18 protein-coding genes and 1 tRNA gene are annotated in these 15,328 nt (G+C 66.2%); 9 read left to right on the forward strand and 10 right to left on the reverse strand.

The features are described 5' to 3' along the window. Nucleotides 1-4: 4 nt before the first annotated feature. Genes rpsS through rplC form a run of 5 tightly spaced genes read right to left on the reverse strand, consistent with a single transcriptional unit; the run spans nucleotide 5 to nucleotide 2,784 of the window. Nucleotides 5-280, reverse strand: a complete 276-nt coding sequence (rpsS, locus tag H8F27_RS10175; RefSeq protein WP_197148008.1) for a 30S ribosomal protein S19 — start codon at nucleotides 278-280, stop codon at nucleotides 5-7. Between the two features lie 35 nt (nucleotides 281-315). Beyond that, nucleotides 316-1,179 carry a 50S ribosomal protein L2 gene (gene rplB, locus H8F27_RS10180; protein WP_197148009.1) on the reverse strand — a complete coding sequence of 288 codons (864 nt, stop codon included), beginning with the start codon at nucleotides 1,177-1,179 and terminating at the stop codon, nucleotides 316-318. A gap of 15 nt (nucleotides 1,180-1,194) precedes the next feature. After that, nucleotides 1,195-1,497 carry a 50S ribosomal protein L23 gene (locus H8F27_RS10185; protein ID WP_197148010.1) on the reverse strand — a complete coding sequence of 101 codons (303 nt, stop codon included), beginning with the start codon at nucleotides 1,495-1,497 and terminating at the stop codon, nucleotides 1,195-1,197. Next, nucleotides 1,490-2,125 carry a 50S ribosomal protein L4 gene (rplD, locus tag H8F27_RS10190; RefSeq protein ID WP_197148011.1) on the reverse strand — a complete coding sequence of 212 codons (636 nt, stop codon included), beginning with the start codon at nucleotides 2,123-2,125 and terminating at the stop codon, nucleotides 1,490-1,492. Before rplD ends, H8F27_RS10185 begins: the two co-directional genes overlap by 8 nt. An 11-nt stretch (nucleotides 2,126-2,136) precedes the next feature. Further along, a complete protein-coding gene (gene rplC / locus H8F27_RS10195; protein WP_197148012.1) occupies nucleotides 2,137-2,784 on the reverse strand; it encodes a 50S ribosomal protein L3 in 648 nt (215 codons plus the stop codon). Between the two features lie 454 nt (nucleotides 2,785-3,238). Between rplC and H8F27_RS10200 the strand changes: the two genes are divergently transcribed. From H8F27_RS10200 to recA, 6 genes are all read left to right on the forward strand, one after another. Next, on the forward strand, nucleotides 3,239-3,700 hold the full coding sequence (locus H8F27_RS10200; RefSeq protein WP_197148013.1) for an NAD(P)H-quinone oxidoreductase subunit N: 462 nt from the start codon (nucleotides 3,239-3,241) through the stop codon (nucleotides 3,698-3,700). Next, nucleotides 3,693-4,730 (forward strand): LdpA C-terminal domain-containing domain, encoded by a 1,038-nt coding sequence (locus H8F27_RS10205; RefSeq protein ID WP_231596189.1) that lies wholly within the window; start codon nucleotides 3,693-3,695, stop codon nucleotides 4,728-4,730. The genes H8F27_RS10200 and H8F27_RS10205 overlap by 8 nt, the downstream gene beginning before the upstream one ends. Then, complete coding sequence (locus H8F27_RS10210) at nucleotides 4,727-6,400, forward strand: AAA family ATPase (RefSeq protein WP_231596190.1); 1,674 nt, start codon at nucleotides 4,727-4,729, stop codon at nucleotides 6,398-6,400. Before H8F27_RS10205 ends, H8F27_RS10210 begins: the two co-directional genes overlap by 4 nt. Before the next feature lie 82 nt (nucleotides 6,401-6,482). Then, nucleotides 6,483-6,554 (forward strand) — tRNA-Gln (locus H8F27_RS10215). 12 nt (nucleotides 6,555-6,566) lie between these two features. Next, nucleotides 6,567-7,331 (forward strand): HAD family hydrolase, encoded by a 765-nt coding sequence (locus tag H8F27_RS10220; protein WP_197148014.1) that lies wholly within the window; start codon nucleotides 6,567-6,569, stop codon nucleotides 7,329-7,331. A 176-nt stretch (nucleotides 7,332-7,507) separates the two neighbouring features. Further along, nucleotides 7,508-8,704, forward strand: coding sequence for a recombinase RecA (recA, locus tag H8F27_RS10225; protein WP_231596191.1), 1,197 nt, complete (start codon nucleotides 7,508-7,510; stop codon nucleotides 8,702-8,704). A 33-nt stretch (nucleotides 8,705-8,737) separates the two neighbouring features. Here recA and H8F27_RS10230 read toward each other — a convergent pair whose 3' ends face one another. The 3 genes from H8F27_RS10230 to H8F27_RS10240 are packed head-to-tail and all read right to left on the reverse strand — an operon-like array spanning nucleotide 8,738 to nucleotide 10,895. Further along, nucleotides 8,738-9,115, reverse strand: coding sequence for a DUF1815 family protein (locus H8F27_RS10230; RefSeq protein WP_197148016.1), 378 nt, complete (start codon nucleotides 9,113-9,115; stop codon nucleotides 8,738-8,740). 38 nt (nucleotides 9,116-9,153) lie between these two features. Continuing rightward, entirely contained in the window at nucleotides 9,154-9,417 is a 264-nt protein-coding gene (locus H8F27_RS10235; RefSeq protein WP_197148017.1) for a DUF2839 domain-containing protein, read from the reverse strand. 38 nt (nucleotides 9,418-9,455) lie between these two features. Then, a complete protein-coding gene (locus tag H8F27_RS10240; RefSeq protein ID WP_197148018.1) occupies nucleotides 9,456-10,895 on the reverse strand; it encodes a helicase in 1,440 nt (479 codons plus the stop codon). 66 nt (nucleotides 10,896-10,961) lie between these two features. On the opposite strand from H8F27_RS10240, the gene H8F27_RS10245 reads away from it, so the two are divergent. Further along, the gene (locus H8F27_RS10245; RefSeq protein ID WP_197148019.1) at nucleotides 10,962-11,885 is read left to right on the forward strand and encodes a prephenate/arogenate dehydrogenase; all 924 of its coding nucleotides are present in this window, start codon (nucleotides 10,962-10,964) and stop codon (nucleotides 11,883-11,885) included. A gap of 28 nt (nucleotides 11,886-11,913) precedes the next feature. On the opposite strand, the gene crtD is transcribed toward H8F27_RS10245, so the two are convergent. After that, nucleotides 11,914-13,440 (reverse strand): C-3',4' desaturase CrtD, encoded by a 1,527-nt coding sequence (gene crtD, locus H8F27_RS10250; protein WP_197148020.1) that lies wholly within the window; start codon nucleotides 13,438-13,440, stop codon nucleotides 11,914-11,916. Nucleotides 13,441-13,477: 37 nt separating this feature from the next. On the opposite strand from crtD, the gene H8F27_RS10255 reads away from it, so the two are divergent. Beyond that, complete coding sequence (locus H8F27_RS10255; RefSeq protein ID WP_197148021.1) at nucleotides 13,478-14,446, forward strand: fructosamine kinase family protein; 969 nt, start codon at nucleotides 13,478-13,480, stop codon at nucleotides 14,444-14,446. Here the strand turns inward: H8F27_RS10255 and H8F27_RS10260 are convergent. Then, nucleotides 14,376-14,816, reverse strand: coding sequence for a CAAD domain-containing protein (locus tag H8F27_RS10260; RefSeq protein WP_197148022.1), 441 nt, complete (start codon nucleotides 14,814-14,816; stop codon nucleotides 14,376-14,378). The two genes, H8F27_RS10255 and H8F27_RS10260, sit on opposite strands and share 71 nt — an antisense overlap. A gap of 81 nt (nucleotides 14,817-14,897) precedes the next feature. On the opposite strand from H8F27_RS10260, the gene H8F27_RS10265 reads away from it, so the two are divergent. Further along, nucleotides 14,898-15,323, forward strand: coding sequence for a M67 family metallopeptidase (locus H8F27_RS10265; RefSeq protein WP_197148023.1), 426 nt, complete (start codon nucleotides 14,898-14,900; stop codon nucleotides 15,321-15,323). Nucleotides 15,324-15,328 lie beyond the last annotated feature (5 nt).

The raw sequence follows: 15,328 nt of genomic DNA on the forward strand, positions 1-15,328 counted from the left end.
AGGTTCAGCGGCCTCCTTTCTTATCCTTGATGTGGCCCCGGAAGGTGCGGGTGGGGGCGAATTCCCCGAGTTTGTGGCCCACCATCTGCTCCGTCACATAGACGGGAACATGGGATTTGCCGTTATGAACGGCGATTGTGTGGCCAATCATCATTGGCAGGATAGTGGAAGCCCGAGACCAGGTTTTGATCACGGTCTTGTCGTCAGCCACGTTTTGCTTTTCAACCTTGCGAAGCAAGCTGTCGGCAACAAATGGCCCTTTTTTGAGTGAACGTCCCATGGCGGATTAAGCGAACAGCAAAGCGGTGTGGATCATCAGGAATCGCGTCCGCCCCGACTCCGTTTGGAGACCCGGCGACGTTTCCGAAGCACAAACCGATTGCTGGGTTTGTTCCGCTTACGGGTTTTGTAGCCCAGGGCAGGTTTGCCCCAGGGGGTGACCGGCCCAGAGCGGCCGATCGGGGCACGGCCTTCACCACCACCATGGGGGTGGTCGCAGGGGTTCATCACCGAACCGCGCACTTCCGGGCGGCGGCCCAGCCAGCGCTTGCGGCCGGCTTTGCCGAGACTGGTGTTACGCACCTCTGAATTGCCCACTTCGCCCACGGTGGCGTAGCACTCCCTGCGTACCAGGCGCACTTCGGTGGAGGGCAGTTTGAGGGCGACGTAGTCCCCCTCTTTGGCAACCACCTGGGCACTGGCCCCGGCGGTGCGCACCATCTGGCCACCCCGGCCGGCATAGAGCTCCACGTTGTGGACGCTTGAGCCGAGGGGGATGGCGGCCAGCGGTAAGGCATTGCCGGTTTCAATCGGCGAATCGGGGCCGGAGATCACCTGTTGGCCCAGTTCAATCCCTGCGGGGGCAAGGATGTAGCGCTTCTCGCCGTCGGCGTAGAAGAGCAGGGCCAGACGGGCGTTGCGATGGGGGTCGTAGTGGATGGCGGCCACCTTCGCAGTTACGCCATGCTTGTCGCGGCGGAAGTCGACGATGCGGTAGAGGCGCTTGTGGCCACCACCGCGGTGGCGGCAGGTGATCACGCCGCGGTTGTTGCGGCCCTTGCGGCGGTGTTTGGCGATAACCAGCCCCCGCTCGCGGCCGCGGCCAGTGATTTCAGAGAAGTCACTGGCGACGCGGGTGCGGGTGCCGGGGGTGATGGGTCGGTAGTTACGGATTGCCATGACGTTTCAGATCCCTCAGGACTCCGGGAAAAGCTGGATGGCGTTGCCCTCGGCCAGGCGCACCACCGCTTTCTTCACCTGGGCACGTTTGCCGGCGAAGCGTCCCACCCGCCGGGAGCGGCGGGGCGGATTCATGGTGCTGATGCCGATGACCTTGACGTCGAACATCTGTTCAACGGCCGCCTTGATGTCGGGCTTGGCAGCCCGATGGTCCACCTCAAAGGTGTATTGGTTCTGTTCGAGGGCGCGGGTGGCCTTCTCGGTGATCAGCGGCCTGCGGATCACATCCGCAAGCCGGCTTGAAAAGCGCTCAGCCATCGCCGTAAACCTCCTGAATCTTTGCGAGTGCTTCTTCGCTCACGACCAACTTGTTGGCGTGGAGCAGGTCGAACACGTTGAGCTGATCAGCGGCGATCAACTTCACCTTCTCCAGGTTGCGGACGGAAAGTCGCACAGCCTCCGAGGCCCCATCGAGTACCACCAGCACCTTGGCGCCAAGCTCAATGCCGAGGCGGGCGAGAGCTGCGGTGATCTCTTTGGTTTTGGGGGTGTCCAGTCCCACTCCGAAGCCCTGAACCACAATGATGTCGTCGATGCGGCTCATCAGGGCGGTGCGCAGGGCCAGGCGACGTTCCTTACGGTTCATCGTCAGGGTGTAGCTGCGGGGCTTGGGGCCAAACACCACGCCGCCGCCGGGGCGGAGCGGGGTGCGGATCGATCCCTGGCGGGCCCGACCGGTGCCCTTTTGCTTGTAGGGCTTGCGGCCGCCACCAGCCACTTCGGCGCGGGTGAGGGTACTGGCCGTGCCCTGGCGGGCATTGGCCAGTTGGCGGACAACGGCGCGGTGGATCAGATCGGTTGCAGAGGATTGCTTGGCGACTTTGAGGTCGAGGGCAGCCTTGCCGGCTTCCTTGCCTTGCCAGTCACGGATTACGCATTGAGTCATTGGTGTTCTCCTCAGTTCCCAGCTTTGGCGCCCACCCGGTTCGCCGGGCGGATGTTCAGCAGGGCGCCGGGCTTGCCGGGCACTGAACCTTTCACCACCAGCAGGTTGCGTTCGGCATCCACTTTGAGGATGACGAGGCCACGGGTGGTGATCTGTTTGCCGCCATAGCGGCCTGCCATGCGCTTGCCCGGGTAGACCCGGCCTGGCGTGGTGCCAGCGCCGATCGAGCCAGGCTCACGGTGGTTCTTTGAACCGTGGGTCATGGGGCCGCGGCTGAAGCCATGGCGCTTTTGCAGGCCGGAGAAACCCCGCCCCATGGTGTCGCCGCTCACGTCCACCTTCTGGCCGGCCTCAAAGGCCGTGACGGAGATGGAGCCACCCAGCTCGAGACCATCCACGCTGTCAACCCGATATTCCTTCAGGTGGCGCAGAAGATCTTCGCCCGACTTGCTCAAGTGCCCCTTGGCCGGCCTGTTCACGAGCTTTTCGCGAATGTCGCCAAACCCAAGCTGCACGGCGGTGTAGCCGTCGGTGCTGGTGCTTTTAATTTGGGTGATGCGGCAAGGCCCCGCCTCGATCAAGGTGACCGGGATGGAGTTGCCCTCTTCATCGAAGAACTGGGACATGCCCAATTTCTTCCCAAGGATGCCGATAGACATAGGAGGGGAAACAACGCCAGCTGGACCACCGCTTGCCCGGAGCGCGGGGCTCGAACACAACGGTGAAGCCGACTCAATCGAAGAGTTGCCTGGCTCTGCCCGGGTGGGCGCTTTGCGCCTTCCGAAGTTGAACTTCGCCAGGCGCTGATGCGATTTCCAAGGGCTAGCAAGGCTGATCTGGATCGGATCAGCGCGGCTGGGACTTTTCAGAACCGGACCGGAAATCCCGAGGGACAAATTCCAGTGCGTTCTGACAGTTTCCCGGCGGAGTCTGGGCCTAGGGGGGCCGCAGATCCGTACTGGCCGAAGCCGACCACCACCACTGGTGACCGGGTGCCTTGAGCTGGAGGCCCGGCTAGCGGACGGGCACAGTTCAATGGCACAGCAGGCAACCCTACAACAGAACCTCCCCTCGAGCTGGCAGACTGCCTCGAAAGCCCAGCGAACCCCTGCGATGCCTCTGCTGCTCTCCGGTCGCGGTTTTAAGCGGGATCTCGAACAAGCGGGGGCCCTGGCACTGTTTGCCCCCCTGGAGGGAGGGGCTGAGACCCGCCTGCTGCGGCGGCTGCGGGCCGCGGGCTACCGGGCCCAGCTCAGCTCAGCTCGAGGTTTGGGCGATCCGGAGGCCTTCCTGTTTCAGCTCCACGGCGTACGCCCACCCCATCTGGGTCACCAGAGTGTGGGGAGGGGCGCCGCGGTGGGTGAGGTGCAGAGGGTGATGCCCCAGTTGGGGGCCCTGCTGGAGGGCAGCCAGCCGATCCTGCTTTGGCTGCTTGAGGGTCAGGTGCTTTCCCAGGCGGAGCTCGGTTCCCTAGTGGCGCTTTGCCGGCGGGAGCCGCGGCTGAAGTTGGTGGTGGAGATGGGGGGCGCTCGGGCCCTGCGCTGGCAGCCCCTTGAGCAATTGCTTGGTGCCTGAAGGCCTGGAGCCGGAAGCGGCCCTGGCCCGGGGCAACTGGGTCAAGCTGATTTGCGGCGCCAGCAACCAGAATCTGGCAGCCATAGAGGATCTCAGCGGCATCTTTGCCCTGGCCGGGGTTCATTGCATCGATGCGGCCGCCGACCCTGCCGTGGTGGCGGCCATCCGTCGCGGCTTGGCCTGGGCTGGGGCCCGGGGCTCTGGAAGGCCCTGGTTGATGCTGAGCCTCAGTGATGGGGCCGATCCCCATTTCCGCAAGGCCTGGTTCGATCCCCGTCGCTGCCCGAAAACCTGTTCCCGCCCCTGCGAACGGGTCTGCCCAGCCCTTGCCATAGGGGTGGTGGCCACTGGGGAACCTGGGGTGCTGGACGAGCGCTGCTACGGCTGCGGCAGGTGTCTACCGGCCTGTCCTTATCACCTGATCGAGGAGCGTGGGCAGGTGTTGGCAGGGGATGGGGTGGCGCCCCTGCTGGCCCAGCTGCGGCCCGATGCGGTGGAGCTCCACACTCAGCCGGGTCGGGGGGAGGCCTTTGCTGAGCGGGTGGCTCAGTTGGTTGCCAGCGGGGTTTCCTTGCGGCGGGTGGCGGTGAGTGCTGGTCTGGAGGGCACGGCCCAGTCGTCGCGCCAGCTGGCTGCGGAGCTCTGGCAACGGTTCGGCGTGCTGCGCAGGGAGGGCATGCTCCCTCTCTGGCAGCTTGATGGCCGGCCGATGAGCGGCGACGTGGGGGCCGGCACGGCCGCTGCGGCCGTCGGCCTGGCCGCGGCCGTGCTGCCCCTGGCACCGCCTGGCCCGGTGCAGCTGGCGGGGGGAACCAACGCCCATACGCTCCTCCAATTGGCGGCCAGGGCCCCATTGCGGCGCCAGATCGCCGGGGTGGCATTTGGGGGGGTGGCCCGTCGGTTGCTGCAACCGCTGCTGCTGGAAGCCCAGCACCGGGGCCGGCCCCTGCTGGCCGATGGGCTGCTCTGGCCCCAGGCCTTGCGGCTGGCCCAGGGCCTGGTCAATCCCTGGTTAGAACGGGTGCAGTGAACCGGCCCCAGCGCGTCACCGACGATCTCGATCGCCTGCTGGAGGTGCTGCCCCAGGTGGTGCAGACCTGCCTGGCCACCGAGGCTGCGCGGGATCAGCTGATCGAGGTGGTGCTGGATCTGGGCCGGGTGCCAGAGGCGCGCTACCCCGCCCGGGCGGTCAGCTTGGGGGCCGAGCCCCTGGGTCGGCTCGAGTTGGCAGCAGTGGTGGAGAGGGTTGGGGCCTTCGGCGGAGACAACCGCGCCGGCATCGAGCGCACCTTGCATCGGATCAGTGCGATCCGCAACCGCAGTGGGGAGATCGTCGGCCTCACCTGCCGAGTGGGCCGCTCCGTGTTCGGCACGGTGGCGATGGTGCGCGATCTGCTCGATGGGGGCGACTCCCTGCTGTTGATGGGTCGCCCTGGTGTCGGCAAAACCACCGCCCTGCGGGAGATCGCCCGGGTGCTGGCCGACGACCTGGGCAAGCGGGTCGTGGTGATTGACACCAGCAACGAGATCGCCGGCGACGGTGACATCCCCCACCCAGCCATTGGTCGGGCCAGGCGCATGCAGGTGGCAAGGCCCGAGCTGCAGCACCAGGTGATGATCGAGGCGGTGGAAAATCACATGCCCGAAGTCATCGTGATTGATGAGATCGGCACCGAGTTGGAGGCCCAGGCGGCCCGCACTATCGCCGAGCGGGGCGTGATGCTCGTGGCCACTGCCCACGGCAATGAGCTGACCAACCTGATCAAAAATCCCACCCTCTGCGACCTGGTGGGCGGCATTCAGTCGGTGACCCTGGGGGATGAGGAGGCGCGCCGGCGCCGCACCCAGAAAACAGTGCTGGAAAGGGCGGCGGATCCCACCTTCCCCTTGGCGGTGGAGATGCACAGCCGCCACCGCTGGCTCGTGCATCGCGATGTGGCTCGCACGGTCGATCTGTTGCTGAGGGGCCAGAGCGCCCGCCCCGAAATCCGAGAGCTTGGGGCGGGCGGAGAGTTGCGGCTGCAGGAGAGCCCCTCTCCATCTCCATCGCAATCGCAATTGCGATCCCCATCTAGATCCCCATCCCCATCTAAATCAGCCGGCCTGGCTCCCCGACCCCTGAGTCGGCCCGAGACTCCCTCTATCCCCCCGGTTGGCGTCGAGCCAGCCTGTTCCAGTCCCGCCCCTGCTGCGCCGCCGTTGCTGCGCCTTTACGGGGTGGGAATCAGCCGCAGCCAGCTGGAGCAGGTAGGGCGGGCCCGCCAGTTGGCTGTGGAGGTGGTGGGCAGCGTGGAGTTGGCCGATGCGGTGCTCAGCTTGCGCCATGAGCTCGGCCGTGATCCCCATGTGCGCCGCCAGGCCCAGCAGCTTGGCCTGCCGATCCTGGTGTTGAAATCTGCGGCCCAGCCCCAGCTGCAGCGGGCTATGGAGCGGTTGCTCGAGCGGCACCGCCAGCAGCATGCCGATCCGGATTCAACCGCTGCGCCCCCCTGCCCTCAGGGGGACGATGCCCACGCTGGCTTGGAGGAATGTCGGCTGGCGGTGGAGCGGGTGGTGTTGCCCCATGGCCAGCCCGTCGAGCTATTGCCCCGCAGCCCTCGGGTGCGCTTGCTGCAGGCCGAACTAGCCGGCCGCTATCGGCTGCGCACCGCCGAGTTTGGTCGAGGGGCGGAGCAACGGCTGCGGGTGTTTCCGGCTTGATTTCCCTGTGTGCCCGGGTCGCGGTTGACGAAGGACCGGCCGCTATGGGTAACTATCTAGGTACCGGCCTGGCCGGCTGCATTGGGTCGTCGCCAAGTGGTAAGGCAGCGGGTTTTGGTCCCGCCATTCCTAGGTTCGAATCCTAGCGACCCAGTTTTGAGGCCCCATGCCGCCGGCATTCGATTCCCCTGGCCCCTTGGTCGTCTTTGACTTCGACGGCGTGTTGGTGGATGGCATGCCCGAATACTGGTGGGCTGCCAGGACTGCGGCGCTGCAGCTGGCCCCCCGGCTGCAGCTCCCAGAGTCAGCGCCTGCTGCCTTTGGGCGCTTGCGGCCTCTGATCCACAAGGGCTGGGAGATGGTCCTGATGGCCGCTGAGCTGGGTCGGGACGAGCTCGACATAGAACACCTATTGAACGATTACCCAGCTGCCCTGGCCTCTGCCCTGGCTCGCTGGAATTGGCCCGCTGGCCTGCTGCAGCAGCAGCTGGAGCAGGTGCGTGCTGGCGCCATTGGCATCGATGAAGCGGGCTGGTTGGCCCGCCACCGTTTTTATCCTGGGGTTAAGCAGCGGCTGGTGCGTTTGGGCGAGGACGGGGCGGCCTGGGCCGTACTCACCACCAAGGGTGCCGTATTCGCCGCCAGGCTCCTGGAGGCTGCGGGGCTCAGGCCTGAAGCTCTCTTTGGCCACGAGCAGGGGAGCAAGGTCGAGGTGCTGCGGCATCTTCAGGCCCAAGGGCGTCCCCTCTGGTTCGTCGAGGACCGTCGCCGGACGCTGGAGGCGGTGCGGGCTGATCCGGAGCTGGCCATGGTGCGCTGTTTCCTGGTGAGTTGGGGCTACCTGGGCCCGGGGGATGGCCAGGACCTGCCGCCCACCGTTGGCTGGCTCACTCCGGAGGCCTTTTCAGCCCCCCTGGCGCAATGGCCCTAATCGGTTAGAGTACGTCCGTACTATGAGCAATTGGTACGCCGGCCCTTTTTGGTGGCACTTGCTCTCTAGGGGCGCAGGATTGCTTCCTGAGCTCGTCCCCCCTCTCTGCTGGTCTTTTTCCGCCCAGTTTCTGCCCAATTTCTGACCAGCTTTCCGCCCCGTTTCCAATTGTCGCCATGGCTGCCGATCCCCGCTCCAATTCCCTTTCCTCCCCTTCCTCCAGTTCGTCGGTGTCTTCCTCCTCTTCCGCTTCTCGCCCGTCTGCCGGTGCCGCCGCTGAGCGTGAGAAGGCCTTGGGGCTGGTGCTCAACCAGATCGAGCGCAATTTCGGCAAGGGTTCGATCATGCGATTGGGGGATGCTTCCCGCATGAGGGTGGAAACCATCTCCACCGGGGCGCTCACCCTTGATCTGGCCCTGGGTGGCGGCTACCCCAAGGGTCGGGTGGTGGAGGTTTACGGGCCGGAGAGCTCTGGTAAGACCACCCTCACCTTGCATGCCATTGCCGAGGTGCAGAAGCGAGGTGGTGTGGCCGCTTTTGTGGACGCGGAGCATGCCCTCGACCCGGTCTATGCAGCGGCCCTTGGCGTTGACATTGAAAACCTGCTGGTCTCCCAACCGGATACCGGTGAGATGGCCCTGGAGATAGTCGACCAGCTGGTGCGTTCAGCCGCCGTGGACATCGTGGTGATCGATTCGGTGGCGGCCTTGACCCCCCGCGCTGAAATTGAAGGTGAAATGGGGGATTTGGCTGTGGGTGCCCAGGCTCGCCTGATGAGCCAGGCCATGCGCAAGATCACCGGCAACATCGGTAAGTCAGGCTGCACGGTGATTTTTCTCAACCAGTTGCGCCAGAAGATTGGCGTTACCTACGGCAATCCCGAAACCACCACGGGCGGCAACGCCCTCAAGTTTTATGCATCGGTGCGCCTCGACATCCGCCGCATTCAGACCCTCAAGCGGGGCACCGAGGAGTACGGCATCCGCGCCAAGGTGAAGGTGGCCAAGAACAAGGTGGCGCCTCCCTTCCGCATTGCTGAGTTCGACATCCTGTTTGGCCGCGGCATCAGCACCCTGGGCTGCCTGCTGGATCTGGCCGAGGAAACCGGTGTGGTGGTCCGCAAGGGTGCCTGGTACAGCTACGAGGGTGACAACATTGGCCAGGGCCGCGACAACACGATCATCTGGCTGGAGCAGAACCCCAAGCAGGCTGAGCTGATCGAGCAGCTCACCCGCCAGAAGCTTAAGGAAGGCTCCGAAGTGACATCTAACTCGATGAAGCCCCTGGCGGCAGCGGCCAAAGCAGCTGCCGCCACTGGCTCCGTAAAGGAGGATCCGGCGACGGAGCTGGCCGATCTGCCGGTGGCGAGCTAAGCCAGTCAGCTCAGCCACCGGCCAATCCAGGCCTCAGGGGCGGCTGAAAGCGCCCTTGGATCTGCCAGGGAGCCCCGGGGATGGAGCTGACTTGCTGGGGACGTTGGGGCTCTGCAGCACCTGGGCCAGGCGCTGCAGCTCCTGGATGGCTTCGGCCCCCTCCAGCTTTACCAATTCGTGGCCGTCGCGGGATTCGACCCAGCTGATGCCGAAATCGGACACCAGAAAACGCACCATGTGTCTGGTGTCCAGGTTGGCCACAAAAGAGGCACCATGGCCGTCGCGGCCATCACCACAGATGTAGCAGCTAGCCGCGATGCCGCGCTCCTGCAGGCTTTTGGCCAGGGCCTGGAGGCTCATCACCAGGTCTTGAACCACCGACCGGTATTGCTCGGCAAGGCGTGGAAACACGGCAGTGACCCCAGTGGTCATTAATCATAATGTTTTCTTCAGAATCTGGCGACTCGGCCGTCGGCCAGCGTCCACCAGCCCGCGGCGGGCCCGATGAAGCGAACCGCCACCCAGAAGAGCACGAGGGCTCCGATCCCCACCCAGGCCGCATTGGTGGTGAGTTTGACGAAGCGATCGGCCTGGTTGCGGCTGAGGGGTAGCCAGGGAACGATGCGCGGCGAAGTATCGGCTGGCCTTGCGCCTGATGACTTGATCCCCTTGGGTGGCAGGCCCTGGCTGCTGCGGCGCTTTGCTTCCCCCATTGCTTCAGCGGCTCCTTTGGTGCGGTGAGCAATTAAAGCTAGTGAGGCAGCAGGCGTCTGAGGCTTACCCAGGGTTCCAGAGCGAGTAAGACCTGGCGCCCCCAGCTCCGCCCGCGCAGGCGGCCATCCAGAATCGCGAGCCTGCCCCCTTGGCGACGCAGGCCGGCCACCCCCAGTTCCAGTCGATTGAGGCCATCGGGAAGCAGGAATTCCCGAAACCAGTCTTGCCCTGACTGACGCATGGCCAGCACCCGGGCGGCGGTGAGGGGATCTTCCAGGCTGGCGATCGGCAGTAAGGCCACCACGATCTGGCCCGGTAGCGGTAGCCGTTGCTGCTGGTTGAGCCACCAGTCCCAGCTGGCACAGATCACCCCATTGCTCTCGGGAGCGGTGTGTTCGTGAACCACCCGACTGCCGAATTCAGCAGCTAGCCCACTGGTGAGGTTGAGGCGCAGGGCTTCGTCATCGATAAGCACCACCGTTACCCCCCCCTGGCCAAGCACCAGCCTGCGAGCGTGGTCCAGCAGGTGCTGGCCGTAATGGGGGCTGTTGGGCAGGGGTTGGCGAAGGGGGGCATAGAGGGGCAGGGGGTCGGCCAGGGGCGGATCTCCCAGGTTCACGGTCACGTTGGGCTGCAGGCCCAGCTCCACAGAGGGCCCCCTGGACAATTGGCCCAGCACCACCGCACCGCGCCGGGTCAGCAGGCCCTTCAGGGCCGCCAGGGGGGCTAGCGGTTGGCGATGTAATTGCCATTGCAGCAGCTGGGGATTGACCTGGGCCCAGCTGGTCCAACCGCTTCCCCTGGCGGCGAGCCAGGCCGGCCAGGGGGCGGGCAGGGGTGCGAGCAACTGCAGTAGGTGACGCAGGGGTGCTTCGTCTTCAGGCGCCAGTCCCACCAGCTGGTTGGGGTGTGCAGGATGGCTGAGGATGAGCCGGTTGAGGCGCTCGTGCAAGCTCAGCAGGCTCGCTTCTGCCGTGGGCTGGGCCCGGCGTAATTGATCCCAGTGCTGGGGCGTCAGCACCACCTCCAGGGCCTCCCTGAGCAGGCTGTCGAGATGTTCGGCCTCAGGCAGCACCAGTTGCCTCTCCCCGAGCCAGCCTTCTTGCCAGGCGCCCACCAGCTGGCGGTGATTCAAAAGCCAGACGCGGCCATCGGCAGGTGGATGGTCCCCTTCGAAACAGGCCAGGGCCAGGCTCGGGTCGGCCCTCCCCAGCCGGGGCAGCTCTATCTGCAGCAAGCGTTGGCGGGTGCCATCGCTAACGACCAGGGCCAGGGGGCATTCACTCAGGGCCAGGGGCACCAACAGGCTGATCCACCAGCTGGGATCGCAGCCCGGGGCAAGCCGCACAAAGGTGTGGTCGCTACGGCGCAGGCTGCGGGCCACCAGGCGGCTGAGGCTCAGGTGGTGGGGCCAGGGGTCGCCCCCTTCCTGTGCAAGCAGGGCCTTGAGTTGTTGGTGGGCGCGGGCTTCGAGCATTCCCAGGCGGCCAACAGGATCGGATCGTAGGAAGCTGGCTACACGATTCCTGTCTGTGGATGCTCGATGGCGTCTGTTCCCCTGCCCGCTAGCACTGATGGCCTGGCGCGGGATCCCTGGCGCCTGCAACCTGTGGGTGTGGTGGGCCTGGGGTTGATCGGCGGTTCCCTGGGATTGGATCTGCAGCGGCTTGGCATTGGGGTTCGGGGCCTGGTGCATCGCGCCACCTCCGCCGAGCGCGCCCGCCAGAGGGGCCTGGCAACGGAGGTGAGCACCGATCCCGCCGTGCTGGCTCCCTGTGCCCTTGTAGTGCTGGCCCTGCCCCTTGATCGCCTGTTGGACCCCGATCCCGACCTGCTGGCGGCCCTGCCGCCCCAGGCGGTGATCACTGATGTGGGCTCGGTGAAGGAGCCGGTGCTGGAGCGCTGGCGGGCTCTGCATCCGCGATTTGTGGCCAGCCATCCCATGGCGGGTAACGCTGAGGCGGGAGTGGAGGCAGGGGTGGTGGGCCTGTTTCGCCAGCGCCCCTGGGTGGCCACGCCGGAGGCTGGCACCGATCTAGAAGCCCTGGGGGTGGTGCGGAATCTGGCGGAGCTCGTGGGGGCCCGCTGGCTCACCTGCCCAGCTGGGGACCACGACCAGGCGGTGGCAATGATTTCCCATCTGCCCGTGCTGTTGGGGGCGGCCCTGTTGCGGGCAGCAGATTCAGGCGTGGCCCCGCCATACCTGGTGCGCCAGCTGGCTTCGAGTGGATTTGCCGACACCACGCGGGTGGGTGGGGGCAACCCGCTGCTGGGCTCCCTGATGGCTCGCTGCAATCGTGATGCCCTCTTGGCAGCCCTCGCCGCCTATCGCCAGCAACTTGGGGAGTTGGAGGATTTGCTGCAGCGGGGTGATTGGGCTGCGCTGCAGCGGCGACTGGAGGACAGCCACCAGTTGCGGCCCCAGTTTGTGGGTCCGAGCGCCTCTGCAGAAACAGGTAGCTCCTGAACTGAGCTCCTGAACCGAGATCCAGAACTCAGCGCCCGAACTCAGCAGTAGTGCCCAGGGTCAGTACCTGGCCCCGCCGCGCCAGCAACTGGCGGCAGGCCATCAGGGCTGAGAGCGCCACGCCGGCGGTGCCTTCGCCGGGGTGAATCGAGTCGCCGCACAGCCACAGGCCTGGCAGGGGGGTGCGGCTGGCCAGGCCGAAGGGCCCGAAGCGACTGGGATGCTGGCCGAGGCCCCCCACAAAGCCGAAGGGGCGGCCGGTCCAGCGGGCGAAACCTCGCGGGGTGGCCAGCTCGCCGTGGCGCCATTGGTTGGGGGCAATTCCCAGCTGCCTTTGCAGCCCCCGTTGGATGCCTGCCAGGGCTTCGGCTTTGGCCTGGCCATAGGCCTGGCGGCTGAGGGCAAACCAGGGGCGCGCCGGGGTGAACACGCTGGCGATCACGGTGGCCTGGCCGGCCGGGGCCCGGCCATCGCCCTCGCGGCTCACCGACACAAACAGGGAGCCCGGCTCGGCCCAGTCGAGCTGCAGGTGGGCGGGACAGTCGCTCTGCAGCAGGCTCCGGTCCACGGCCCCGTAGAACACCACTGCTCCAGAGGGATCGGGGAGGCTGGCCAGCCGGCGCCGATAGCCCCCAGGTAGCTGCCCTGGGAGCAGGTCGGGCAAGCTCTGCACCGGCAGGGCCAGCACCACATCGGTAGCTGCCAGCGCAAAGGGCTGCGGCTGCTCGCCATGGACATCGCCATGGACAACCCAGCCCTCGCCTGTGCGCTCGAGCTGCGTCACCCGGTGCCCCAGCCGCAGCTGGCCGCCGGCCGCCGCCAGGGCCTGCTCCAACTGCTGGCTCAGCACCTGCATTGAGCTCTCCAGATGCCATAGGCCCAGGGGTTCCTGGCCCATGGCCAGCACGGTGGCGCCATAGAGGGCGGCGGTGCGATCGGCTGGCTCCTGGGAGTAGAGCCGCAGTTGGAGATCGAGAAAGCGGCGCAGACGCTGATCGCTGCCGCAGCCCGTGAGCATCAGCAGATCGGCCACGGTGGCGGTGATCAGCAGGCCACTGGCCAGGTTGGCGGGACGCAGGGTCGGCAGAAGCTGGGCCAGATCCCAGGGGCTGCGGGGGGGCAGCACGGGATCCCGGCCGGCGAAGGCCCAGTTGGCCTGGTGCAGGGCGGAGCAGAGTTGCCAGAAGCGGCCGCTGCCTGGAAATTGCTGCTCCCGCTCTGTGGCCCATCTGGCTGGATCGCGCCAGATCCGCACCGGTGGTCGGCCATCGCCCAGGTCCACCACGCACGCCGGATCCAGGGGCGTTGCGGCCGGCAGTGGCAGCTGGAAGTGCTCGAGCAGGCGCCGATGGCTGCCGCCGGGTTCCAGGCCCGCCACCTGGGTCGCGCCCACATCGAAGGTGTAGGGCCCGCGGCGGAAGGTGCCGGCGCAGCCGCCGCTCTGGTGGTGGGCTTCAAGCAGATGAACCCCCAGACCGGCCTTGGCCAGCAGGGCCGCCGCGCTGAGACCGGCGATGCCGGCTCCCACTACCACCACATCAGGGTGCGTCTGCATCGAGGCATGCTGGCAGCTGCCTCCCCGCCACGGCGCCATGGCTGCCGCGCCCGCCGATCCCCTGACCGCCTGGCTAATGGATCGGCTTGGCCGCCGCCTGGTGGCGCGCACGGCGGTGGGTGGGGGCTGCATCCACCGGGCTTGGCGGCTCCAGTTTGCCGACGGGGGCGTGTTGTTTGCCAAAACCAACAGGGCCGCCGCCCTGCCCCTGCTTGGGGCGGAAGTGGAGGGACTCCTGGCGTTGGTGGCCCACGCGCCAGCCGGCCTGGTGGTTCCCGAGCCCCTGGCCTGGGGGACGGCTGCTGATCAGGCCGTGCTGGTGATGCCCTGGCTGGACCTCGAGGGGATTGGTGGGGGCTCGGGCGACACCGCTGCGGTGTTTCGATTGGGCCAGCGCCTGGCGGATTTGCACCGGGCCAGCGCTGCCAGCTCCGCGGGACAGGGGTATGGCTGGCCGGCCGCGAACTTCATCGGTTCAGCCCCCCAAGCCAATGGTTGGCGATCCAGCTGGGGCCAGTTTTTCGTCGAGTGCCGGCTGGCCCCCCAGCTCGCCTGGGCCGCAAGAAGGAGTAAGCAGCTGAAGGGAGCTGAGGCCTTGCTGGAGCTCGTGCCGCAATGGTTGGCAGATCACCCTGCAGAGCCGGTGCTCGTGCACGGCGATCTCTGGTGTGGCAATGCGGCCTTACTGAGCAATGGCAGTGGGGTCATCTTTGACCCTGCCTGCTACTGGGGGGATCGGGAGGTGGATCTGGCGATGGCCCAGTTATTTGGCGGCTTTTCGCCCAGCTTCTTTGCGGGCTATACAAGTCGCTGGCCCCTTGAGCCCGGGGCCAGCGGGCGGGTGGCCCTCTACAACCTCTATCACTTGCTCAACCACGCCAACCTCTTTGGTGGCAGCTACGGGCAAAGGGCCCAGGCCTCCATCCTCGAACTGCTCAGCCGAGGTATTCCTGGCGGAGGTTCTGCAGCTTCGACACCACAGCACCGCGTTTCTCACTGGTGGTGAGGTTCTGCCAGCTCCAATTGCCCACTACCACCAGGCCCAGCAGTTCGAGCAGGCCTGGCACCACGGGCAGAAGGTTGATGGTGTCGAGCACTCCCTTGATCAGGATCTGGGCCACGATCACCGCCAGGATCACCCCGGTGGCCTTGCCGATCCGGCCCATCTGGCTCCAGTCCACCTTGTCGAGGGTGGCATTCACCTTGGTCAGGATCTCGCTGTAGCGCTCTGTGAAGCTGACTTCGGAGTTGGCGTCGGCATCGGAAGTGGCTGCTGAGCCGCTTGCTGAGCCGGTTTCGGATCCAGTGGTGGCAGCGCCTGGCTCCACTCCAGTGGCAGTTTCCTGCTCAACTGCTTCGGGGGTGGTGTCACTCATGGACCGGATGGTGGGCAAGGGTGTACTGAATCACAAGGTATCGGTGTGTGTTTGCAAGCGCCAGCTCATCTCAGGGCAGATTTGCAGCTGCTCACCGTTCTGGGCCGGATTTTGGCAGCGGCGAAACCCGAGGAGGGATGTGCCTTGCTGCTGGGTCAGAGGCAGAGCGATGGTTGGCAACTGCGTCGGATCTGGCCTTGCTGCAACGTCTGGCCCCAGCCTGGGGCCCGCAACCACCGCTTCGCGATTGATCCCCGCGAGCAACTGCTGGCCCAGAAGTGGGCAAGGGAGCGGGGGCTGGAGCTGCTGGGCTCGGCCCACAGCCACCCCGTCACGGCCCCAGTGCCCTCCACCACCGACTGCAGGCTCTGCGTCTGGCCGGCATTGATGGTGATCATGGGTGCGGTAGGCAGTGGCGTTGGGGGTCAGGGCCAGGAACTGGTGGGGTGGTGGATCTGCCAGCCGCAGGCCCCGCCCCAGCGCCTGCCGTGGAGAATGGAAAGCTGATCCCA

Source organism: Synechococcus sp. CBW1108, from assembly GCF_015840335.1.
GTDB lineage: Bacteria > Cyanobacteriota > Cyanobacteriia > PCC-6307 > Cyanobiaceae > Cyanobium_A.